Annotated in this window: 17 protein-coding genes; 15 read left to right on the top strand and 2 right to left on the bottom strand. The window is 74.1% G+C overall.

Annotated elements, in window-relative coordinates:
- Positions 1 to 25 precede the first annotated feature (25 nt).
- The 3 genes from recN to ACIO92_RS29730 all read left to right on the top strand — a co-directional run bounded on the left by recN (position 26) and on the right by ACIO92_RS29730 (position 3714).
- Positions 26 to 1768: a DNA repair protein RecN gene (gene recN, locus ACIO92_RS29740; RefSeq protein ID WP_366444035.1), complete on the top strand. Its 1743-nt coding sequence runs from the start codon at positions 26 to 28 to the stop codon at positions 1766 to 1768.
- Entirely contained in the window at positions 1765 to 2505 is a 741-nt protein-coding gene (locus ACIO92_RS29735) for a hypothetical protein (protein WP_402283451.1), read from the top strand. The genes recN and ACIO92_RS29735 overlap by 4 nt, the downstream gene beginning before the upstream one ends.
- A gap of 123 nt (positions 2506 to 2628) precedes the next feature.
- On the top strand, positions 2629 to 3714 hold the full coding sequence (locus ACIO92_RS29730) for a glycosyltransferase family 4 protein (RefSeq protein WP_366444037.1): 1086 nt from the start codon (positions 2629 to 2631) through the stop codon (positions 3712 to 3714).
- 89 nt (positions 3715 to 3803) lie between these two features.
- Here the strand turns inward: ACIO92_RS29730 and ACIO92_RS29725 are convergent, their stop codons facing one another.
- Both ACIO92_RS29725 and ACIO92_RS29720 read right to left on the bottom strand, forming a co-directional pair.
- A complete protein-coding gene (locus ACIO92_RS29725; protein ID WP_366444039.1) occupies positions 3804 to 5429 on the bottom strand; it encodes a PucR family transcriptional regulator in 1626 nt (541 codons plus the stop codon).
- Positions 5430 to 5617: 188 nt separating this feature from the next.
- Positions 5618 to 7420, bottom strand: a complete 1803-nt coding sequence (locus ACIO92_RS29720; protein WP_366444040.1) for a glycoside hydrolase family 15 protein — start codon at positions 7418 to 7420, stop codon at positions 5618 to 5620.
- A gap of 490 nt (positions 7421 to 7910) precedes the next feature.
- Between ACIO92_RS29720 and ACIO92_RS29715 the strand changes: the two genes are divergently transcribed.
- The 12 genes from ACIO92_RS29715 to ACIO92_RS29660 all read left to right on the top strand — a co-directional run bounded on the left by ACIO92_RS29715 (position 7911) and on the right by ACIO92_RS29660 (position 23302).
- On the top strand, positions 7911 to 9569 hold the full coding sequence (locus ACIO92_RS29715) for a CTP synthase (protein ID WP_366444041.1): 1659 nt from the start codon (positions 7911 to 7913) through the stop codon (positions 9567 to 9569).
- A gap of 89 nt (positions 9570 to 9658) precedes the next feature.
- Entirely contained in the window at positions 9659 to 10285 is a 627-nt protein-coding gene (locus ACIO92_RS29710; RefSeq protein ID WP_366444042.1) for an NUDIX hydrolase, read from the top strand.
- Positions 10286 to 10764: 479 nt separating this feature from the next.
- Complete coding sequence (locus tag ACIO92_RS29705) at positions 10765 to 12750, top strand: tetratricopeptide repeat protein (protein WP_402283448.1); 1986 nt, start codon at positions 10765 to 10767, stop codon at positions 12748 to 12750.
- A 146-nt stretch (positions 12751 to 12896) separates the two neighbouring features.
- A complete protein-coding gene (gene ald / locus ACIO92_RS29700) occupies positions 12897 to 14012 on the top strand; it encodes an alanine dehydrogenase (RefSeq protein ID WP_366444044.1) in 1116 nt (371 codons plus the stop codon).
- Positions 14013 to 14461: 449 nt separating this feature from the next.
- On the top strand, positions 14462 to 15487 hold the full coding sequence (locus ACIO92_RS29695) for a ParA family protein (protein WP_351789048.1): 1026 nt from the start codon (positions 14462 to 14464) through the stop codon (positions 15485 to 15487).
- A complete protein-coding gene (locus tag ACIO92_RS29690; protein ID WP_402283474.1) occupies positions 15484 to 15972 on the top strand; it encodes a hypothetical protein in 489 nt (162 codons plus the stop codon). Before ACIO92_RS29695 ends, ACIO92_RS29690 begins: the two co-directional genes overlap by 4 nt.
- A 45-nt stretch (positions 15973 to 16017) precedes the next feature.
- Positions 16018 to 17007 carry a segregation and condensation protein A gene (locus ACIO92_RS29685; protein ID WP_401240914.1) on the top strand — a complete coding sequence of 330 codons (990 nt, stop codon included), beginning with the start codon at positions 16018 to 16020 and terminating at the stop codon, positions 17005 to 17007.
- On the top strand, positions 17004 to 17606 hold the full coding sequence (gene scpB / locus ACIO92_RS29680) for an SMC-Scp complex subunit ScpB (protein WP_366444047.1): 603 nt from the start codon (positions 17004 to 17006) through the stop codon (positions 17604 to 17606). Before ACIO92_RS29685 ends, scpB begins: the two co-directional genes overlap by 4 nt.
- Positions 17606 to 19039 (top strand): pseudouridine synthase, encoded by a 1434-nt coding sequence (locus ACIO92_RS29675; RefSeq protein WP_402283446.1) that lies wholly within the window; start codon positions 17606 to 17608, stop codon positions 19037 to 19039. Before scpB ends, ACIO92_RS29675 begins: the two co-directional genes overlap by 1 nt.
- 1487 nt (positions 19040 to 20526) lie before the next feature.
- Positions 20527 to 21540, top strand: coding sequence for an AAA family ATPase (locus tag ACIO92_RS29670; RefSeq protein ID WP_402283444.1), 1014 nt, complete (start codon positions 20527 to 20529; stop codon positions 21538 to 21540).
- Positions 21537 to 22274 carry an NUDIX domain-containing protein gene (locus ACIO92_RS29665; RefSeq protein WP_366444050.1) on the top strand — a complete coding sequence of 246 codons (738 nt, stop codon included), beginning with the start codon at positions 21537 to 21539 and terminating at the stop codon, positions 22272 to 22274. The genes ACIO92_RS29670 and ACIO92_RS29665 overlap by 4 nt, the downstream gene beginning before the upstream one ends.
- Positions 22271 to 23302 (top strand): ADP-ribosylglycohydrolase family protein, encoded by a 1032-nt coding sequence (locus ACIO92_RS29660; protein ID WP_366444052.1) that lies wholly within the window; start codon positions 22271 to 22273, stop codon positions 23300 to 23302. The genes ACIO92_RS29665 and ACIO92_RS29660 overlap by 4 nt, the downstream gene beginning before the upstream one ends.
- Position 23303: the final 1 nt, after the last annotated feature.

Raw genomic sequence — 23303 nt, 5'->3', positions numbered from 1 at the left:
TCGCATCGCGGCGGGGAAACCTCGTATGGTCTGGGGCGTGCTGGAGGAGATGCGGATACGGTCGCTCGGGGTCATCGACGACGCGGTGGTCGAGCTGTCGCCCGGCTTCACCGCGGTGACCGGTGAGACCGGTGCGGGCAAGACCATGGTGGTGACCAGCCTCGGGCTGCTGCTCGGGGGTCGCGCCGACCCGGCCCTGGTGCGGATCGGCGCGGCGTCGGCCGTCGTCGAGGGGCGGATCAGCGTGCCCGCGGGCACGCCCGCCGCCGTGCGCGCCGAGGAGGCGGGCGCGGAGCTCGACGAGGGCGTGCTGCTCGTCAGCCGTACCGTCTCGGCGGAGGGGCGCTCACGGGCCCACCTCGGCGGGCGCTCGGTGCCCGTCGGGCTGCTCGCCGAACTCGCCGACGAGCTCGTCGCCGTCCACGGCCAGACCGACCAGCAGGGGCTGCTCAAGCCCGCCCGGCAGCGCGGCGCGCTCGACCGGTACGCGGGCGGGGCGGTCTCCGGGCCGCTCGCCGCCTACGGGGAGGCCTACCGGCGGCTGCGGGCCGTCGCGACGGAACTCGACGAGATCACCACCCGGGCCCGGGAACGGGCCCAGGAGGCGGATCTGCTGCGGTTCGGGCTGACCGAGATCGAGGCCGTCGCCCCGCGCGCCGGAGAGGACACCGAACTGGCCGCCGAGGCGGAGCGGCTCGGTCACGCCGAGGCCCTGGCGTCCGCCGCCGCGCTCGCGCACGCCGCGCTCGCGGGTGTCCCCGAGGACCCGGAGTCCATCGACGCGACCACGCTCGTCGCCGGTGCGGGCCGCGCCCTGGAGGCCGTACGGTCGCACGATCCGGTGCTGGCCGCGCTCGCCGACCGGACCGGCGAGATCTCCATCCTGCTCGGGGACGTGGCCACCGAGCTGGCCGGGTACGCCGACGCCCTGGACGCCGATCCGCGACGGCTCGCCGCCGTGGAGGAGCGCCGGGCGGCGCTCACCCAGCTCACCCGGAAGTACGGCGAGGACGTCGCCGCCGTCCTGGCGTGGGCGGAGGAGAGCGCGGGACGGCTCGGCGAGCTGGACGGCGACGACGAGCGCGTCGGGGAACTCACCGCCGAGCGGGACCGGCTCCGCGACGAGCTGTCGGAGCTGGCCCAGGGCCTGACCGACGCCCGTACGGAGGCGGCGGACCGGTTCGCCGCCGCCGTCACCGCCGAACTTGCCTCGCTCGCCATGCCCCACGCGCGCGTGTCCTTCGACATCCGGCAGACCGCCGACCCCGACGGCGTCGAGGTCGGCGGGCGGCGGGTCGCGTACGGCCCGTCCGGCGCCGACGAGGTCGAGCTGCTGCTGGCCCCCCACCCGGGCGCCCCGCCGAGGCCCATCGCCAAGGGCGCGTCCGGCGGTGAGCTGTCCCGGGTGATGCTCGCGGTGGAGGTCGTCTTCGCGGGGACGGACCCGGTGCCGACGTACCTCTTCGACGAGGTCGACGCGGGCGTCGGCGGGAAGGCGGCGGTCGAGATCGGCCGCAGGCTCGCCAAGCTCGCGAAGACGGCGCAGGTCGTCGTCGTCACCCACCTCCCGCAGGTCGCCGCCTTCGCCGACCGGCAACTGCTCGTCGAGAAGACCAGCGACGGTTCCGTGACCCGCTCCGGCGTCACGGTCCTGGAGGGCGAGGACCGCGTCCGGGAACTCTCCCGGATGCTCGCCGGACAGGAGGACTCCGAGACGGCCAGGGCCCACGCGGAGGAACTCCTGGCGGCGGCGCGGGCCGACGGATGAGCCGCCCCGCCCGGGGGACCGGCGGGCGCCTCGGCGCCTTCGTCCTTGCCGCCGGGGCGAGCCGGGCCGGGTACGCCGGGCTGCGGGCGCTCGGCGGTGACCGGTGGGTCCGGCCGAACCATGCCGGGCGGGACGTCGGCCTGTGGGCCGGGCCCGCCGTGACCCTCGGCGCCGCCGTCGGCGCCGGACGCGGGCCCGCCGCGTTCGCCGTCCTGGCCGCCGGGGCCTGCGGGGCGTACGACGACGTCCGGGGCGGCCACCGGCGCGGGTTCCGGGCGCACCTCGCGGCGCTCCGCGACGGCCAGGTGACCAGCGGCACCGTCAAGCTCCTGGGGATCGGGGCCGCCTCGCTGGTGGCCGGGGCGCTCCTCAAGGAGCGGCCGGTGGACAAGGTCCTCGCCGCCGTCGTCGTCGCGGGGACCGCCCACCTGGTGAACCTCGTGGACGTCCGGCCGGGGCGGGCGGGCCTCACCGTGCTCGCGCTCGGCGCCCCCGGACTGCTGCGCGGGAGCCTCGCCGCCGCCCCCATGGGGGCCGTCGCGGCCGTCCTCGGGGACGATCTCGGAGAGCGCACCATGCTCGGCGACACCGGCGCGTACGCCCTGGGGGCCGCCGTCGGCAGTGCGATCGCCGAGGGCAACGGGCGGCTCGGACTCGCCGTCCACGCCGCCGGTCTCGTCGCCGCCGCCTGCTGGGCGGAGGGCGCGAACCCGCCGTACGCTCACCCGGGTGGGTGAACCCCGGGAGGGTCGGTCCGAGTGTCCGGGACCGCTCGTACGGGGCAACGGCGGTGCGAGACACGTCACTTCGGTGGCGGAACGTGCGTACGGACGGCCCCCCGGACTGGCATCCTTGGGCGCGTGACACAGCTCCGTACGGTCCAAGTGCTGGGCGGCCGCAGCGCGGGCAGCAGCGCGCACGTGCGCTCACTCGCCTCGGGGCTGGTGGCGAGGGGCGTGCGGGTGACCGTGTGCGCCCCCGCCGAGCTCGACCGCGTCTACGACTACCTCGGCGCGGGCGCGCGCTTCGTGCCGCTGCCGCGCCTCGGCGACCCCTCGACGGTCGCCCTGCTCCGCAACACCTGCATCGGCGCGGACGTGGTCCACGCGCACGGCTTCCAGGCCTCGGTGAGGGTCGCGCTGGCGCTGGCGGGCGGCGGGACCGGGCGGGTGCCGCTGGTGACGACCTGGGACAGCCGTGTCGACACCGCCGGGGCGCGCGGCGGGGTGCTGCGCCTCCTGGAGCGGAGGGCCGCGCGGGCCGCGACCGTCGTGCTCGGCACCTCCTCCGAACTCGTCGACCGGGCGCGCCGGCGCGGTGCGCGGGACGCCCGGCTGGCCCCCGTGACCGTGCCGCCCGCGCGCGGTCCGGTCTGCCTCCACGACGGCAAGGCCCGCGCCGAGCTGGGTGCCGTGGCGCGCCCGCTCCTGATGGCGGTCGGGGCGCTCGAACCGGGGCGGGGCTACGGGACGCTGCTCGACGCGGCGCGGGTGTGGCGGGACCTCGACCCGCAGCCCCTCCTGGTGATCGCGGGGGAGGGTCCCGAACGGGCCCGTCTCCAGCGGCGGATCGTCGACGAGGACCTGCCGGTGCGGCTGATCGGGCGGCGCGAGGACGTCGCCGAACTCCTGGCCGCGGCGGACGTGGCGGTGCTCCCGTCCCGGTGGGAGGCCCGGTCCCTGCTGGCCCAGGAGGCGCTGAGGCTCGGCGTCCCGCTGGTCGCCACGGCGGTCGGCGGTGTGCCCGAACTCGTCGGGGACGCGGCGGAACTCGTGCCGTACGGGGACGCGGAGGCCTTGGCCGGGGCGGTGCGCGGGCTGCTCGACGACGTGGACCGCCGGATGGACCTGGCGGCGGCGGGCCTGCGGCAGGCGCGGACCTGGCCCACCGAGGACGAGACGGTGGCGCACGTCCTGAGCGTGTACGACGAGCTGGCGGGGCGGTAGCCGCTCCACCGGTAGCCGCCCCCAGGGGTAGCGAGCCCCCCCCATGGGCAGCGAGCCCCCACGGGTAGCCGCTCCGCCCCCACCGGTGGCTAAGGGGTGTGTCGTCGTGCCCTGAGCGCGAGGGAGAGGGCCAGGACCGTCTGGGGGTCGTCCAGGTCGGTGCCCAGGAGTTCGGAGATCCGGGCCAGCCGGTTGTAGAGGGTCTGGCGGTTGAGGTGCAGTTCCCGGGCGGTCTCCGCCTTGCGGCCCGCGTGCGCCAGATACGTCTCCAGGGTCGGCAGGAGCGGTGGCCGGGAGGTGCGGTCGTGCTCGCGCAGCGGCCCGATCGCCCGGTCCACGAACGCCGCGAGGACCGTGTCGCCGTGGAAGTGCAGCCGCCACAGCAGCAGGTCGATGTCGAGCCGCCGGGCGTCGTACCAGGGGCGGTCCGAGAGGCCCTGCGCGGCCGTCGCCGTCTCCGCCGCGTGCCGCAGGCCCGCCGAGGCGGCGGCCCAGTTGCCCGCCACGCCCACGACGACCACCGGCGGGTGCGCCCCGGCCCGTTCGAGACCGGCCCGCTCCACGCCCGCGCGGAGCGCCGCCGCGACCCGGTCGGCGACCGCCGTGCGCTCCGACTCCGAACGCAGGCCGAGCAGCAGCGGCACCCGGCCCTCGACCGGGCGGACCCCGAGGAGGACCGGGACGCCGACGGACGCCAGCTCCTCCAGGACGGCGCGGGCCAGCAGCGCCCAGTTCCCCGAAGGGGACTCCGCCGCCAGCCGCATCACCACCGGCAGGAGCGGTCCCTCGCCCGGCTTGAAGCCGAGCACGCGGGCCTGGGCCGGGGCGTCCTCGGCCGTGATCCGGCCCTCCGCGAGGTCCGTGAGGAAGTCGCCCCGGCCCCGCGCGGCCAGCTCCTCCTCCTGCCGTGCCTGCATGAGGACGACCGCGAGGAGTCCGGCCGCCCGCTCGGCCGCCATCCGGTGCACGGGGGAGAGGGCGCCGGAGACCGAGAGCAGGACGAGCCGGGCCCGTACGGACGAGGTGCCGGGGCCGCCGCCGGGGACGTCGACCAGGACCGTTCCGGTCGGCGGGCCCGACTCGCGGGCCGCCCGCCTGCCGCGCAGCCCGTCCCAGACCTGGAGCGGGTCGGCGGGTGCCGACTCGGTGCCCGCCGCGTAGAGCAGCTGTCCGTCGGGGGTCTCCAGGAAGACGGGGTTCGCGGCGAAGTCGGAGAGGATGCGCAGCACCTGCGGGATGCCGCCGCCGCCGAGCAGCGCCTCCGTGCACTGCCGGTGGACCTCCTCGGCCTGCCGCTGGAGGGCGTAGTGGCCGTTGACGATCTCGGTGTGGATCTCCTCGGTGACGGCCACGAAGGGGACCTCGCGGTGCAGCTGCACCAGCGGGAGGCCGGTGGTCCGCGCGGTCTCCACTATCGTCGCGGGCAGCCGGGCGAAGCGCGGTCCCAGCTCGACGACGAGGGCGGCGATGCCCCGGTCGGCGAGCCGCCGGACGAAGGCCCGCTGCTCGGCGGGCCTGGTGCCGAGGCCGAGTCCGGTGGTCAGCAGCAGTTCGCCGCCCTTGAGCAGCGACGCGATGTTCGGCACCTCACCGGCGTGCACCCAGCGCACCGTACGGTGCAGCCGGTCCGCCCCGGCCATCACCTCCGGGAGTCCGCCGCGCAGGCCCGGGAGTTCGAGCGCCCGCTGCACGGTGATCCCGCCCTGATTGTCCATGGGGCCGGACGCTACCCGCGTCCCTGTTCCGGTGACATCACCCCACGGTCACGGGTCCGGACCCTTCGTGCACGGGGGTGGCAACTCGTCCAGCCGGGAGGGGAATTGCTCGACCCTCTGTCGAGTGTGTCCTGCGTCACTCCCGGGGTGGTGCCGCTGCCCGGACCACCCCGGGCAGCGGCCTCGGATCAGCCGCCGTACGCACCGCTCGCGGTGAGCCGCAGGGCCGTGTCGATCAGCGGCACATGGCTGAAGGCCTGCGGGAAGTTGCCCACCTGCCGCTGGAGCACGGGGTCCCACTCCTCGGCGAGCAGCCCCAGGTCGTTGCGGAGCGCGAGGAGCTTCTCGAAGAGCGTGCGGGCCTCGTCGACCCGGCCGATCATCGCCAGGTCGTCCGCCAGCCAGAACGAGCAGGCCAGGAACGCGCCCTCGTCGCCCTCCAGACCGTCGACCCCCGCCTCCTCGCCGGACGTCGGGTAGCGGAGCACGAAGCCGTCCTCGGTGGACAGCTCCCGCTGGATCGCCTCGATCGTGCCGATGACCCGCTTGTCGTCCGGCGGCAGGAAGCCCATCTGCGGGATCAGCAGCAGTGAGGCGTCCAGTTCCTTGGAGCCGTACGACTGGGTGAAGGTGTTCCGCTCCCGGTCGTAGCCCTTCTCGCAGACGTCCCGGTGGATCTCGTCGCGCAGCTCGCGCCAGCGCTCCAGCGGGCCGTCCGCGTCACCGGACTCGATGAGCTTGATCGTGCGGTCGACGGCCACCCAGGCCATCACCTTGGAGTGGACGAAGTGGCGGCGCGGGCCGCGCACCTCCCAGATGCCCTCGTCGGGCTGGTTCCAGTGCTTCTCCAGGTAGTTGATCAGCCTGATCTGGAGGAGCGAGGCGTAGTCGTTGCGGGAGAGGCCCGTCATGTGCGCGAGGTGGAGGGCCTCGGTGACCTCGCCGTACACGTCCAGCTGGAGCTGGTTGGCGGCGCCGTTGCCGACCCGGACCGGGCCGGAGTTCTCGTACCCCGGCAGCCAGTCCAGCTCCGCCTCGCCGAGCTCCCGCTCGCCCGCGATGCCGTACATGATCTGGAGGTTCTCCGGGTCGCCCGCGACCGCGCGCAGCAGCCAGTCCCGCCAGGCGCGGGCCTCCTCGCGGTAACCGGTGCGCAGCATGGAGGAGAGGGTGATCGCCGCGTCCCGCAGCCAGGTGTAGCGGTAGTCCCAGTTGCGGACGCCGCCGATCTCCTCGGGCAGCGAGGTCGTCGGTGCCGCCACGATCCCGCCGGTCGGCGCGTACGTCAGCGCCTTCAGGGTGATCAGGGAGCGGACCACCGCCTCCCGGTAGGGGCCGTGGTACGTGCAGTGCTCGACCCAGTCGCGCCAGAAGTCGGTGGTCGCCGTGAGGGCGCCCTCGGGGTCGGGCAGCGCGGGGGGCTCCCGGTGGGAGGGCTGCCAGGACAGCGTGAACGCGATCCGCTCGCCGGGGCCCACGGTGAAGTCGGAGTACGTCGTGAGTTCCTTGCCGTGGGTCTCGGCCTCGGTGTCCAGCCAGACCGAGTCGGGTCCGGCGACGGCGACGGTGCGGTCGCCGACCTTGTGGACCCAGGGCACGATCCGGCCGTAGCTGAACCGCATCCGCAGCGCGGACCGCATCCGGACCCGGCCGGAGACGCCCTCCACGATCCGGACGAGCTGCGGGGCCCCTTCGCGCGGGGGCATGAAGTCGGTCACCCGGACCGTGCCGCGCGGGGTGTCCCACTCGGACTCCAGGACCAGCGAGTCGCCCACGTAGCGGCGCCGGTCGGCCGGGGCGGGGTCGGCGTCGGGAGGCCCGGCGGGTCCCACCCGCCAGAACCCGTGTTCCTCGGTGCCGAGCAGTCCCGCGAAGACCGCGTGCGAGTCGAAGCGGGGGAGGCAGAGCCAGTCGACGCTGCCGTCCCGGCAGACCAGCGCGGCTGTCTGCATGTCTCCGATGAGTGCGTAATCCTCGATGCGCCCGGCCACGTGCTTCACTCCAGTCGAACGGCCATGTCCGCCCCGACGGGGCGCTTGCTTGGAATCGCGCCGGGGGATGTCGGCCGGCGCCGTTTGTCAGCGGTCAAGGGGTCTTCGACGAGCTCTTGGTCCGGGTGACGGGCGGGGTGGTGCCGCTGGCCGGTCGGCTCGGTGGGGAACGTCCGAGCAGAATACGTCGCACCCTAGTGACCTGGTGATCACACCGGTAACGCCGTTGCTCCGTTCGGGTGAACGAATGCGATCCTCCCCTCCGGAACGGGCCCCGAGCCGCTATCCGTGTCGCGGTCCGTGTGCACCCGACTGCCCCGTGTGGCCGGAAGCGGTCTCCCGATGTCGCTGATACCCTGGTACCCCGTGGACCGGTGGGAAACGGCGAGAGCCGAGGACACCGAAACCGCAGCGACGGCACCCCCCGATTCTTCCGGAGGGCACGCCGGTACGCACCTCCAAACGCGACCACGGGAGCCCCCTCTTGGCGATGCCGCCCAAAACCACGACGACCAAGCACATCTTCGTCACCGGGGGTGTCGCCTCCTCCCTCGGCAAGGGCCTGACCGCCTCCAGCCTGGGTGCGCTCCTCAAGGCCCGCGGCCTGCGGGTCACGATGCAGAAGCTCGACCCGTACCTGAACGTCGACCCCGGCACGATGAACCCCTTCCAGCACGGCGAGGTGTTCGTCACCAACGACGGCGCCGAGACCGACCTGGACATCGGCCACTACGAGCGCTTCCTCGACGTCGACCTCGACGGCTCGGCCAACGTCACCACCGGCCAGGTCTACTCGCAGGTCATCGCCAAGGAGCGGCGCGGCGAGTACCTCGGCGACACCGTGCAGGTCATCCCGCACATCACCAACGAGATCAAGTCCCGCATCCGCCGGATGGCCGCCGACGACGTCGACGTCGTCATCACCGAGGTCGGCGGCACGGTCGGCGACATCGAGTCGCTGCCGTTCCTGGAGACCGTCCGCCAGGTCCGCCACGAGGTCGGCCGGGACAACGTCTTCGTCGTGCACATCTCGCTGCTGCCCTACATCGGCCCCTCCGGCGAGCTGAAGACCAAGCCGACCCAGCACTCCGTCGCCGCGCTGCGCAACATCGGCATCCAGCCCGACGCGATCGTGCTGCGCGCCGACCGCGAGGTCCCGACCGCCATCAAGCGCAAGATCTCGCTGATGTGCGACGTCGACGAAGCCGCCGTGGTCGCGGCGATCGACGCCAAGTCGATCTACGACATCCCGAAGGTGCTGCACTCCGAGGGCCTGGACGCCTATGTCGTCCGCAAGCTCGACCTGCCCTTCCGTGACGTGGACTGGACCGTCTGGGAGGACCTCCTGGACCGCGTCCACAACCCCGACCACGAGGTCACCGTCGCGCTCGTCGGCAAGTACATCGACCTGCCCGACGCCTACCTCTCGGTCACCGAGGCCATGCGGGCGGGCGGCTTCGCCAACAAGGCGCGCGTCAAGGTCAAGTGGGTCACCTCCGACGACTGCAAGACCCTGGCCGACGCCGAGAAGCAGCTCGGCGACGTCGACGCGATCCTCATCCCCGGCGGCTTCGGCGACCGCGGTGTGAGCGGCAAGGTCGGCGCGATCCAGTACGCCCGTGAGAACAAGGTGCCGCTGCTCGGCATCTGCCTGGGCCTCCAGTGCATCGTCATCGAGGCGGCCCGGAACCTGGCGGGCATCCCCGAGGCCAACTCCACCGAGTTCGACCCGGCCACCGCGCACCCCGTCGTCTCGACGATGGAGGAGCAGCTGGCGTACGTCGAGGGCGCGGGCGACCTGGGCGGCACCATGCGCCTCGGCCTCTACCCCGCGAAGCTCGCCGAGGGCTCGATCGTCCGCGAGGTCTACGACGACCAGCCCTACGTGGACGAGCGCCACCGGCACCGCTACGAGGTGAACAACTCCTACCGCGCGGAGCTGGAGAAGAAGGCCGGTCTGGTCTTCTCCGGCACCTCCCCGGACAACAAGCTCGTCGAGTACGTCGAGTACCCGCGCGAGATCCACCCCTACCTGGTCGCCACCCAGGCGCACCCGGAGCTCCGCTCCCGCCCGACCCGCCCGCACCCGCTCTTCGCGGGCCTGGTCAAGGCGGCCGTCGAGCGCAAGACGGGCCGTCCGGCGAAGTAACCGACCTGTCGGTTCCTGGCGTTACCGTTGCCGGGGTACGGGCCCTTCGGGGGCCCGTACCCCGGTTTTCGTATGTGGGAGGACAGCTCATGCAGGTGAAGGACACCCCGGAGGAGTGGCGGGTCACGGCCACCACGACCCCCTTCACGGGCAAGAAGACCAGTGTCCGTACGGACGACGTCGAGATGCCGGACGGCACGGTCGCGCGCCGCGACTACCAGGTCCACCCCGGCTCGGTGGCCGTGCTCGCCCTTGACGAGCGGGACCGGGTGCTGGTGCTCCGTCAGTACCGCCACCCCGTGCGGCACAAGCTCTGGGAGATCCCGGCCGGACTCCTCGACGTGCCCGGGGAGAACCCGCTGCGCGCGGCGGAGCGCGAGCTGTACGAGGAGGCGCACGTCAAGGCCGAGGACTGGCGGGTGCTGGCCGACGTCTACACCACGCCGGGCGGCTCCGACGAGGCCGTGCGGATCTTCCTCGCCCGGGGCGTCTCGGAGGCGGAGGGGGAGCGCTTCGAGGTCTCCGACGAGGAGGCCGACATGGAGCTGGCCCGGGTGCCGCTCACGGACCTCGTCCGGGGCGTCCTCGCCGGAGAGCTGCACAACAACTGCCTGGCCGTGGGCGTCCTGTCACTGGCCGCCGCACGGGCGGGCGAGGGCCTGGACGCCCTCCGCCCGGCCGACGCGCCGTGGCCCGCCCGCCCCTTCGAGGCGTAGCGCCCCGGTGGGGCGGGGGACGGGGGAGGCGCGGCGTACGTTCCCTGGGCCTGGGGGACGGTGTGTCGGCGTACGGGGCCTGGCGGTGAACGGCTGACGCCCGGCCTCCGGTACCTGAACCGTGAGCGTCCATGCCTCCGCGCCGGGGGCGTGGACGCTCGACCGTGTACGGCCGGGCCCCGGCGCCCGGCACCTCGCGGTGGGCGATCGCACCCCGCGCCCGGCACCTCGCGGCGGGCGGTCGCACCCCGCGCCCGGCACCTCGCGGCGGGCGGTCGCACCGGGCCCCCTGTGCGGGTCCCCGGTCCCGCCCCGGCTCCGTCGAACGGCGGTGCGGTGTGACCATCCGCTGATCCGATCGGGCGATGTGCCCGCCCTGCTCCGCCGGGTCCGTGCCACCCCCTGAACTACGCTCGGAATCGCCCGTGCGGAGTCCCCCGCGGGATCGGCTCGTGCGCAGGTGGACGGGAGCGTGGCCCGTGACGGATCAGGCTGTGGCAGCGGCCGGCAGCCGGCAGTTCTTCGGCAGGCAGCGGGAGTTGAAAGCCCTGCGCGCCGACATCGGGCGGACCGGCCTCGACACCCTCACCGGCCGCAAGGCACCCCGCGCCCGCGTCCTGCTCATCGCGGGCCGCCCCGGCTCCGGACGCACCGCGCTCGCCGAGGAACTGATCGCCGGGCTGGGGGACCGCTACCCGGACGGGGTCTTCCGGGCCCGGCTCACCGAACCCGGCGGCGACCCCGTCCCCACCGCCCGGGTCGCCCGGGAGCTGCTGGCCGCCCTCGCGGTCGCCGAGCCCCCGGGAGCCGCCGAGGACGAACTGACCGAACTCGTCCGCGGCGCCCTCGCCGGGCGCCGGGCCGTCCTGGTCCTCGACGACGCCGTCGACGCCGAGCAGGCCGACCCGCTGATCCCCGACAACCCCGACAGCCTGGTGATCGGCGTCGCCCGGGGCCCGCTCACCGGCATCCCCGACGTACGGCCCTGCACCCTCGGCGGGCTCGATCCCAAGTCGGCCATCGAACTGCTCACCGCCTACACCGGCTCCGTACGCGTCACCGTCGACCCGCAGGCCGCGGAGACCCTCGTGGAGGAGTGCGGCGGACTGCCCGCCGCCGTCGTCCTGGCCGGTGGCTGGCTCGCCACCCACCCCAAGATCTCCGTCGCCGACCTGGCCAAGAGGCTCCGGTCCCGCAACGGCGACCCGCTCACCCGGGCCTTCCTCCTCGCCCACGAGGCGCTGCCCGGGACCGCCGCCCGGATACTGCGATTCCTGGTCCTCGCCCCGCTCGGCCGCGCCGACGCCCACACCGCCTCCGCGCTGGCCGGCTGCTCGGTCTCGGCCGCCGCGACCACCCTCGCCGACTTCGCCGCCCTGGGCGTGGTCCGGGACGTCGGCGACGGCCAGTACGAGGTGCCCGGCCACCTCGTCCCCCTGCTCCGTGCCCAGCTGGAGGAGCACGACCGGCCCGCCGAGGTGCAGCTCGCGCGGGCCCGGATGCTGGAGCGGACCGTACGGCTCCTCCAGTCGTGCCGTGCGGTCACCGAGCCCGAGGACTCGCCCGCCCGCCGGAAACTGGCCGGTCTGCCCCGCGCCCTGCGCTTCCCGAACACGGCCGAGGCGGCCGTCTGGCTGCGCACCCGGCAGTCCTTCCTGCTCGCCTGCGCCCGGCTCGCCGTCGCCGACGGGGAGCTGGACACCTTGGCGCGCCGCCTGGTCGCCTCCCTGGTCAGGGCCCTCGCCGCGCACCGGGGCGCCGAGGCCGCCGCACCCGAGCTGTACGGGCTCCACCGACTGGTCCTGGACGTGGCCGAGCGGCGGGGACTGCACCGCGAGCGGGCCGCCGCCCTGCTGAACCTGGCCGATCTCGACGCCCGCACCGGCCGCACCCGGGACGCCCTGGCCCGCTACCGGACCGCGCTGGACGCCGGGCGGGCCGCGAACGACCCGTACGCCACCGGCCGCGCGATGGAATCCGTAGGCGGCTCCTACCAGGAGCTGGGCGACTGGCATCGGGCCGCCGACTGGTACGGGCGGGCGCTCGCCCAGCGGCTCGCCCGGGAGGAGCGCGCCGACCAGGCCCGGCTGTACGGGCGCCTCGGCGCCGTGCAGACCTACGCGGGCCGGTACGGCGAGGCCCTGCGCAACTGGCGGGCCGCCGCGGCGGGACACCGGCGGCTCGACGATCTCCCGGGCTACGCACGGGCGTTGAGCGAGGCGGCCCGGGTCCAGGAGTACGCGGGACGTCCCGAGGAGTCGCTGCGGACCTGCGAGGAGGCGGTGGAGTGGGCGCGGCGCGCGCAGGACGTCCGGCTCCAGGCCGCGCTCCGGCTGAGGCTGGCCGACACCCTCGACCGGCTCGGCGACCCGGCCGCGGCCCGGCTGCACCGGGCCGCGGCGGACAGACTGCTGGAAACGGAATCCCCTGCCTACGAAATCCGTAGTGGGTCCATGAAAGATTAGTACTTTGAAAGGCTAGACAGCGGGAAGTCCTTCATTAGACTGGGTCCGCCGCGTGTGAACGTGGTCTGCCCCGGTGTGCCGTGACGCCTCCGGGTATGTGTCGCCATGCCCCAGTTATCCCCCTGATTCAAGGACCGTGATCGACGATGAAGGTCGGCATCCCCCGCGAGGTCAAGAACAACGAGTTCCGCGTGGCCATCACCCCCTCCGGTGTCCACGAGCTCGTCCGCCACGGCCACCAGGTGCTCGTCGAGCAGAACGCCGGTGTCGGCTCCTCGATCACGGACGCGGAGTACGTCGCCGCGGGCGCCGAGATCGTCCCCACCGCCGACGAGGTCTGGGCCACCGCCGACCTGCTGCTCAAGGTCAAGGAGCCCATCGCCGAGGAGTACCACCGCCTCCGCAAGGACCAGACCCTCTTCACCTACCTGCACCTCGCCGCCTCCCGCGAGTGCACGGACGCGCTGCTCGCCTCCGGCACCACCGCCATCGCGTACGAGACCGTCGAGACCGCCAACCGCGCGCTCCCGCTGCTGGCCCCGATGTCCGAGGTCGCGGGCCGGCTGGCCCCGCAGGTCGGCGCGTACCACCTGATGCGCTCGGCCGGCGGCCGAGGCGTCCTCCCCGGCGGCGTCCCCGGCACCCACGCGGGCAAGGCCGTGGTCATCGGCGGCGGCGTCTCCGGCTGGAACGCCACCCAGATCGCCGTCGGCATGGGCTTCCACGTGACCCTGCTCGACAAGGACATCAACAAGCTCCGCGAGGCCGACAAGATCTTCGGCACCAAGGTGCAGACGATCGTCTCCAACGCCTACGAGCTGGAGAAGGCCGTCGTCGAGGCCGACCTCGTCATCGGCGCCGTCCTCATCCCGGGCGCCAAGGCCCCGAAGCTGGTCACCAACGAGCTCGTCGCCAAGATGAAGCCCGGAAGTGTCCTTGTCGACATCGCGATCGACCAGGGCGGCTGCTTCGAGGACTCGCACCCGACCACCCACGCCGAGCCGACCTTCCAGGTCCACAACTCGGTCTTCTACTGCGTCGCCAACATGCCGGGCGCGGTCCCGAACACCTCCACCTACGCCCTCACCAACGCCACGATGCCCTACATCGTGTCGCTGGCGAACAACGGCTGGGCCGAGGCGCTGCGCCGCGACCCCGCCCTCGCTCTGGGCCTCAACACCCATGACGGCAAGGTGGTTTACAAGGAGGTCGCCGAGGCGCACGGCCTCGACCACGTCGAGCTGAGCAGCCTCCTGGGCTGACCCCCGCGGCGCCGCCGTCAACGCGTGCCGTCAATGCCACGCACCCGGCCGGACCTTGTTCGACAAGGTCCGGCCGGTCGTGTCTGCGGACCTGCCGGAACGTTCGGCCGACTCGCCTCGAACGTGACCCTTTAACCGATTCGCGCATCCCCGAAACGTGTGGATGCATGGCTGCGCACCCTTGACAGAGACGTGTTCGGTTGCCGACACATCGGGCCGGGTCCGGCGGATTGTGTTGCTGCGGAGCGGTGACACGCCATAGAGTCGCCAACCGTCGGCATGGTGCCACGCTGACCTATCGATAAATGTTCCTGGTGACATCCAAGGAGGTAAGACGACTTGTGAATGAGTCGACAATTACTCCCGGGAGCGGTGCGCCAGGTGCTCCGATCGGCTCCGTCGCGGTGCGGACCTTCGCGACGCACCAGCCCATGACGACAGCCCACACGATGAAGACGATGGACGGCCTACACGTGAACGCCACGGCCGGCAACGAGATGGGCCGAGAGTCCACCCACTTCGCCGCCTACGACGAGGTGCCCGAGGGGCACTTCTACGACCCCGACGCCGAGTACGAGCCCGACCCGGAGTACGCGGCCACCCTCGCACCCGACGCTGCCCGCCAGCGCCGCGAGCGGATCGGCCCGACCGGACGGCCCCTGCCGTACTTCCCGATCCCCGGTCCCCTGACCGACCACGGCCCCGCGAAGATCATCGCGATGTGCAACCAGAAGGGCGGCGTCGGCAAGACCACGTCGACCATCAACCTGGGTGCCGCGCTCGCCGAGTACGGCCGCCGGGTGCTGCTCGTCGACTTCGACCCGCAGGGAGCCCTGTCGGTCGGCCTCGGCGTGAACCCGATGGAGCTCGACCTCACCGTCTACAACCTGCTCATGGAGCGGGGCATGTCGGCCGACGAGGTCCTCCTCAAGACCGCCGTGCCCAACATGGACCTGCTGCCGAGCAACATCGACCTCTCGGCCGCCGAAGTCCAGCTGGTCAGCGAGGTCGCGCGCGAGTCGACGCTCCAGCGGGCCCTGAAGCCCCTGATGAACGACTACGACTACATCGTGATCGACTGTCAGCCCTCGCTCGGCCTGCTGACCGTGAACGCCCTGACGGCGGCTCACAAGGTCATCGTGCCGCTGGAGTGCGAGTTCTTCGCCCTGCGCGGAGTGGCGCTGCTGACCGAGACCATCGAGAAGGTCCAGGAGCGGCTCAACCCCGAGCTGGAGCTCGACGGCATCCTCGCCACGATGTACGACTCCCGCACGGTGCACAGCCGCGAGGTCCTCGCACGCGTCGTCGAGGCCTTCGACGAGCACGTCTACCACACGGTCATCGGGCGGACCGTGCGCTTCCCCGAGACCACCGTCGCGGGCGAGCCCATCACCACCTACGCCTCCAACTCCGTGGGTGCCGCCGCCTACCGCCAGCTCGCCAGGGAGGTGCTCGCCCGGTGTCACGCCGAGTGAGTCTGCCCGGGGCCGACGAACTCTTCCGTACGACCGGGGGGACGGCGCTCCAGGCGTCCGCACCCCGCCGGACCGTCCCGGCCCCCTCGGGCGGGGGTGACCCGGCGGCGGCCGAGGGCTCCTCGGAGCACACGGCCGCGGAATCCGAGTCGGCCGAGCCGCGCGCCCGGACGGCGGAGCAGGAGGCCACCGGGCCCAGGACCGCGACCACCGCCCCGGTGCCCGCACCGGCGGCGCGGCGGCGCGGGGGCAGGGCCCCGAACCGGCGGCCCAGCGGCCGTGAGCGTCACGACGAGAAGATCACGGTCTACGTCTCCGCCGAGGAGCTGATGGACCTGGAGCACGCCCGGCTGGTGCTCCGAGGCGAGCACGGTCTCGCCGTGGACCGGGGCCGGATCGTCCGGGAGGCCGTCGCGGTCGTCCTGGCGGACCTGGAGTCCCGGGGCGACGCGAGCATCCTGGTGCGCCGCCTGCGCGGTCGCTGACGGTAGCCTGCGGGCTGCCGCGCTCACCGTTCCCCCTGGACCTCCATGCACCACGCTCCTGACGAAACGTCCCGCCCGCCGCGCCGCAGCCCCCCGGGCGGCGGCCCGGGGGGACCGGGAGAGGCCGTTCCGCCGCCTCCCGGCAGCCCCGCACGGCCACCGGCCCCCACCGCCGTCCCGGCCCCGGCGGGGCCCGCCGGGACCGCGGGAAGGACCGGGACCGGGGAGGACGGCGCCGGGCGGTTCACCGTCCGGCTCACGAACTTCGAGGGGCCCTTCGACCTGCTCCTCCAGCTCATCGCCCGGCACAAGCTCGACGTCACCGAGATCGCCCTCTCCCGGGTCACCGACGACTTCATGGCCCATCTGCGGGCCCTCGGACCGGACGGCGACCTCGACCGGACCACCGAGTTCCTGGTCGTCGCCGCCACCCTCCTCGACCTCAAGGCCGCCCGGCTGCTGCCCGCCGCCGAGGTGGAGGACGAGGCCGACCTCGCCCTCCTGGAAGCCCGCGACCTGCTCTTCGCCCGGCTCCTCCAGTACCGCGCGTACAAACAGGTCGCGGCGATCCTGGCGGGCCGCTGGGAGGACGGGGGCCGCCGCCACCCCCGTACCGCCGGACTCGAACCGCACCACGCCGCGCTGCTCCCCGAGGTCGTCCTCTCCCTCGGCGCCGAAGGACTCGCCCGCCTCGCCGCCGAGGCCATGCGCCCACGGCCCGAGCCCCGGGTGGACATCGGGCACGTCCACGCCCCGCTGGTCAGCGTCCGCGAGCAGGCCGCCGTGGTGGTCGCCCTGCTGCGGGAGCGCGGCGCCGCGCTCTTCCGGGAGCTGATCGAGGACGTCGGCGACGACACCCTGACCGTCGTGGCCCGCTTCCTCGCCCTCCTGGAGCTCTACCGGGACAAGGCCGTGGCCCTCGACCAGGAGACCGCCCTGGGGGACCTCACGGTCTCCTGGACCGGCGGCGACGCCGAGGCCCGCGTCACGGACGAATTCGACCACCCGACCCCCGTCCCGGAGGAACCGGCATGAGCGACCTCAAGCCCGCCCTCGAAGCCGTCCTCATGGTCGTCGACGAGCCCGTCGCCGAGGAGCACCTCGCCAAGGTCCTGGAGCGCGCCCCCGCCGAGGTGGCGGACGCCCTGCGCGAGCTGGCCGACGAGTACACCGCGCAGGGCCGGGGCTTCGAGCTGCGGCGGGTCGCCGGCGGCTGGCGCTTCTACACCCGCCCCGAGCACGCGGCGGCGGTCGAGGCCTTCGTCCTGGAGGGCCGGCAGGCCCGGCTCACCCGGCCGGCCCTGGAGACGCTCGCGGTCGTCGCGTACCGCCAGCCGGTGGGCCGTTCCCGGGTCTCCGCCGTGCGCGGGGTGAACTGCGACGGCGTGATGCGCACCCTTCTCCAGCGGGGTCTGGTGGAGGAGGCGGGCGCGGAACCCGAAACAGGTGCGATCCTGTACAGGACGACGAACTACTTCCTGGAGCGGATGGGCCTGCGCGGCCTGGACGAGCTCCCCGAGCTGGCGCCCTTCCTCCCCGACGCGGAGGCGGTGGAGCCGGACTCGCTGGAAGGGCTCCCGTCGTTCGATCCGGACATGCCGGATCGTGAGGACGACGACAAGACGGAAGTTTGATGCGAAGCAGCAGCGGCAGGAACAGCAGCGGAAACAACGGCGGGAGCCGTGGTGGCAACAGCGGCGGCCGCGGCGGCAGCAGCGGCGGCTCCGGCCGGGGCGGCTCCGGCGGGGGCGGCGGCTACCGGGGCTCCGGCAGCGGCAGTGGTGGCGGCGGCCGGGGCGGTTCCGGCTCCGGCGGCGGTGGCTACCAGGGTGGCTCCGGCGGTGGCTCCGGCTCTCGTGGTGGCTACCAGGGTGGTTCCGGCTCCGGCGGTGGCTCCGGCTCTCGTGGCGGGTACCAGGGTGGTTCCGGCTCCGGTGGCGGCTCCGGCTCTCGTGGCGGGTACCAGGGTGGTTCCGGTGGGGGCTCCGGCTCCCGTGGTGGCTACCAGGGTGGCTCCGGCTCCGGTGGCGGCTACCAGGGTGGCGGCCGGGACGACCAGAAGCGCCCGAGCAACCCGCGCCGACCCCGCCCCGAGGAGCGCTCCTACGACGTGAGCGCCCCCGTCGAGCCCCCGAAGAAGGGCCGGGGCACGGCGGCCCGAGGCGGCGCCAAGGGCGGCCCCAAGGCCCCCCAGGGCGGCACCCCGCCCCGTCGTGGCCCGCACGGGCAGCGGCAGGCCCCGGCGCGCTCGCGCGAGCTGGAGGCCAAGATCGAGCAGCGCAACCGCGAGCGGTACGAGGGGCGCCCCGAGGTCCGTACCCCGAAGACCTTCCCCGGCGCCGAGCAGGAGGGCGAGCGCCTGCAGAAGATCCTCGCCCGCGCCGGCATGGGCTCGCGACGCGCCTGCGAGGAGCTGATCGAGCAGGCCCGTGTCGAGGTCAACGGCGAGATCGTCCTGGAGCAGGGCAAGCGCGTCGACCCGGCGAAGGACGAGATCAAGGTGGACGGCCTGACCGTCGCCACCCAGTCGCACCTGTTCTTCGCCCTGAACAAGCCCGCCGGTGTCGTCTCCACCATGGAGGACCCGGACGGCCGCCAGTCCCTCGGCGACTACGTCAACAACCGTGAGACCCGGCTCTTCCACGTCGGCCGTCTCGACACGGAGACCGAGGGCATCATCCTGCTCACCAACCACGGCGAGCTGGCCCACCGCCTCACGCACCCGAAGTACGGCGTGAAGAAGACCTACCTGGCCGCCATCACCGGCCCGCTGCCCCGCGAGGTCGGCAAGCGGCTCAAGGACGGCATCCAGCTGGAGGACGGCTACGCGCGAGCCGACCACTTCCGCGTGGTCGAGCAGACCGGCAAGAACTACCTGGTCGAGGTCACGCTGCACGAGGGCCGCAAGCACATCGTGCGCCGAATGCTGGCCGAGGCGGGCTTCCCGGTCGAGAAGCTGGTCCGTACGGCCTTCGGCCCGATCGCCCTGGGCGACCAGAAGTCGGGCTGGCTGCGCCGTCTCACCAACACGGAGGTCGGCATGTTGATGAAGGAAGTCGGCATGTAGGACCCGTGCCGTCGCACGGAGGACCCGTACGACAGGAACGACATGGGGAAGCCCGTGACCGCCAGGCGGTCACGGGCTTCCCCCGTGTGCGGGGGCCCTGCCTTCCGCGCGGGGCCGTGGCCCGGTGCTCGCGGCTACGCGCGACGGCGGCGAACGCCTTCCTCCGCCTCCACGGCAGCCCCGGACAGGTGACGCCCGTGGTCGGCGAGCGCGAAGGCGGACACGAGGTGCTGCCGACGTCCTCGGCGTCGAAGACCTCCAGGAGCTCGCGGACACGAGCACCGCCCGACCCGTCTCGTCGCGTACGGGGACGCCGTTCGACCGCGCTGCCGCTGCCGCTGCCGCTGCCGCTGCCGCTGCCGCTGCCACCTCCACCGCCTCGGCGAGGAGTGCGTTCACCCGTCCGCCGGGCCCGGCGATCCGGTCCACCGCCCGTCGGGCCGCAACGGCCCCGGCACCCGCTCGTCCACGGTGTCACCGGGCGGGGCGGGAACCCCTCGCTCATGAACTTCGTCCCGGCTCCGGTGACGAAGGCGCCCCCCGGCGCCGCCGCCCGCCGAAGCCGTCGGCCCGCCCCGCGCAGTCCTCGAACGGCGTCGGCGTCCCACCGGCGACGGTGTACCTGCCGCCGGTCCGGGCGAGCGGAGGCCGACCGATTGATCCGAACGCACGGGCGGGCCGATCGGCCCGCCCGCTCCGGAGGGCGTGAGCGGGCGGCCGGTCCGGCGGGACGGGCGGGCAGCAGATCCGGAAGGGGAGGGGCCGCCGGGTGGTCCGGGGGTGGGAGCCGGTCGCTCGATGGGAGGCGAGGGAGTCGTCGGCCGATCCGGGGCACAGGTGCTCCCGGTCTTGTGGCCGCGCTCCACCCACCTTTATAGTCATCATGACTCTTAAGGAGGGGGTGTGCGGCTCGTGAACACGGTGGAATCCCGGACCCCGCTCCTTCACCGGGCCGGGTCCCGCGTCGGCACCCGCCCCCGGACCGTCTTCACCGCCCCCGCCCCGCGCGGCCGGTGGACCTGGACCCACGGGGGTGGACCAGGCTCCGACCCCCTTCCGGGGCGCCGCACCACGCGCCCCGGAAGGGCACGGCCGTGCGCGGCGGGAGCGGTGAGGACACCGGCAGCCGCCCGTGCGCTCGAAGGCGCAGGGACCTCCGGAGACCTACGGACCTCCGGAGGCGCAGGGGCGCTCGGAGTCGTACGCACGCTCGAAGGTTCCCGCGCCCGCGAAGCCGTACGCGCCCTCGGCCCCGCCGCCACCCGTGGGGCCGCCCTCGCCGCCGGGCCCCGGCGGACCGGGCCCGCCTCCGGCCCTCGGCGGACCGGGACCGTCCCCGGCCTCCTGGGCGCCGCCCGCCGGGGCGGTACCGCCGAGTGCCCGTGCCCCGCCCCCGGGGTCCACCGCGCCCGCGTCCCCGGCCCGCTGTCCGGCCGGGCCGTCACCCGCCCCCGCCGCCGCCCGGCCGCCCCCGCGAGGGCCGAGGCGTGAAGCGTTACGGGCACGGGCTGGTCGTCGGCAGGTTCCATCCGCCGCACGCCGGTCACCACCACCTCGTCGACACCGCCCGCGAGCGCTGTGAACGGCTCACCGTCCTCGTCCGGGCCTCCGCCGCCGACTCCCTGCCCCTCGACGAGCGCGTCGCCTGGATGCGCGAGACGCACCCCGACGCCCTCGTCCTCGGCACTTTCGTCGACGACGGCGACGACGGGGCCGCGCTCCGGGCCGCCGTGCCCGAACGCGTCGACGCCGTCTTCACCTCCGCGACCCACCCGGAGGAGCCGGGCCGCCGCCTCGGCGCCGCGACCGTCCGCGTCGACTCCGGACACCTCGGCCTCCCCGCCTCCGCGGCCGTCCGCGCCGACCCCGCGGGCTGCTGGGACCACCTCGCGCCACCCGTGCGCGCCGCCCTCACCCGGCGGGTCGTCGTCCTGGGCGCCGAGTCCACCGGCGCCACCACCATGACCCTCGCCCTCACCGGCCACTACCGGCGGCGCGGCGGGGTCTGGGCCCGCACTCGGTACGTAGCCGAGCCCGACACCCCCGGCGCCCGCCACCACGACGGCCCACCGCGCTCCGTCGACTTCCCCGTCCTCGCCCAGTGCCGGGCCGAGCGGGAGGAGGAGGCCGCCCGCGACGGCGCACCCGTCCTCTTCTGCGACGCCGACGCCTTCGCCACCACCATCTGGCACGAGCGCCACACGGGCACCACCAGCCCCGCAGTCGGCGAGATCGCCGCCCGGAGCCGCCAGCACCTCTGGCTGCTCACCGACCACCGGGGCGTCCCGTACGAGCCCACCGGGGACACGGCCCGCCGGGACGGCGACCGGCTGCGGCCCTGGATGACCGCCCGCTTCCTCACCCAGCTCACCCGCACCGGCCGCCGTACGGCCGTCCTCACCGGCCCGCACGAGGAGCGGCTCGCGGCGGCGGTCGCCGCCGTCGACGCCCTCCTCGCCGAGGGCTGGGGCCTGACCGAACCGCCGGAGGAACCCCGATGAACGGCCACCTGACACCCCAGGGGTACGACCCCCGCGCCTTCGAGCCCTTCGCCGTCACCGTGGACCTCGCCGTCCTCACCGTCCGCGAGGAACGCCTCCACGTCCTGCTCGTCGAGCGCGGCCGGGAGCCGTACGCCGGAGCCTGGGCGCTGCCCGGCGGCTTCGTCCTGCCCCGCGAGTCCGCCGAGCTGGCCGCCCGCCGTGAACTCGCCGAGGAGACCGGGCTCTCCGGCACCACCGTCGCCGGACTCCACCTCGAACAGCTCCGCACCTACAGCGCACCGGAGCGCGACCCGAGGATGCGGGTCGTCTCCGTCGCCTTCACCGCACTCGTCCCCGACCCGCCCGAACCGCGCGGCGGGGGCGACGCGGCCCAGGCGCGCTGGATGCCGTACGACACGGTCAGGGAGCTGGCCTTCGACCACGACCGCATCCTCGCCGACGCCCACGAGCGGGTCGGCGCCCGACTGGAGTACACCTGTCTCGCCACTGCCTTCTGCCCGCCCGAGTTCACCCTCGGCGAGCTGCGGCAGGTCTACGAGACGGTCTGGGGCGTCCCGCTCGACCGCCCCAACTTCCGGCGCAAGGTCCTCGCCACGCCCGGTTTCGTCCGGGCCGTCGAAGGACCTCCGCGCCTCACCGGCGGACGGGGGAAACCGGCCGCTCTCTACCGGGCGGGCGGGGCCACCGCCCTCCACCCGCCACTGCTGCGACCGGAAGGACCGACCGAATGAACCCCACCCACCCCGCGACCAAGCGCGCCGCCACCGGCGCCCTGATCGGCCTCGCGCTGGGCGACGCGCTCGGCTTCCCGACCGAGTTCAACGACGTGCCCGCGATCCTCGCGAAGACCGGGCCCTGGCGGGAGATGGCCCTGCCCGTCAGCAACGGCACGGCGTACATCACCGACGACACCCAGATGACCCTCGCCTTCGCGCGGGCCGTCCGCACCGCCATGGACCTCGGCGTGCTGGCCCCGTCGAGCCTGATCCGGCCCCTGCGGGAGGAGTTCGTCGCCTGGTACCACTCGCCGGAGAACAACCGCGCCCCCGGCAACACCTGCCTCCGCGGCTGTGAACTCCTCGACGGCGACCGGCCCTGGCAGGACGCCAGCCAGATCGGCTCCAAGGGCTGCGGCGCCACCATGCGGGTCGCGCCCGTCGGGCTCGTCCCCGGGCTCAGCGACGAGCAGCGGGCCGGTGCCGCGCAGCTCCAGTCGGGACTGACCCACGGTCACCCCACCGCGCTCGCCGCCTCCGACCTCACCGCCCGCGCCGTGCACCTCCTCGCCCGGGGAGCCGACCCGGCGGGACTGGTCGGACAACTCCGCTCGTACGCCTACGAGAACCGCTCCCGCTACCACGAGCACTGGCTCGGCGACCTGTGGACCCGCTCCCACGACGCCTCCGCCGAGTCCTTCGTCCGGCGCGGCTGGGACGAGTGCCTGGCCGTCCTGGAACGCCTGGACGCCGTCCAGCGCACGGCGGACCCGGAGCTCGACCCCTGTACGTACACCGGTGACGGCTGGATCGCCGAGGAGGCCCTCGCCACCGGCCTCCTCTGCTTCCTCCTCTTCCCCGGCGAACCCCTCACCGTCCTGCGCCGGGCCGCCTGCACCCGGGGCGACTCCGACTCGATCGCCGCCCTCGCGGGGGCCTTCGCCGGAGCCCACCTCGGTGGCGACGCCTGGCCGAAGGAGTGGGAGGAGCACATCGAGCACCGGAGCGACCTGCTGAGCTTCGGCGCGCTCTGGGACGCTTGAT

The organism is Streptomyces sp. NPDC087215 (assembly GCF_044744885.1).
In the GTDB taxonomy this organism is placed as follows: domain Bacteria; phylum Actinomycetota; class Actinomycetes; order Streptomycetales; family Streptomycetaceae; genus Streptomyces.
Note: the sequence above shows the minus strand (reverse complement) of the source record. Positions and strands in the feature narration are given on the sequence as shown.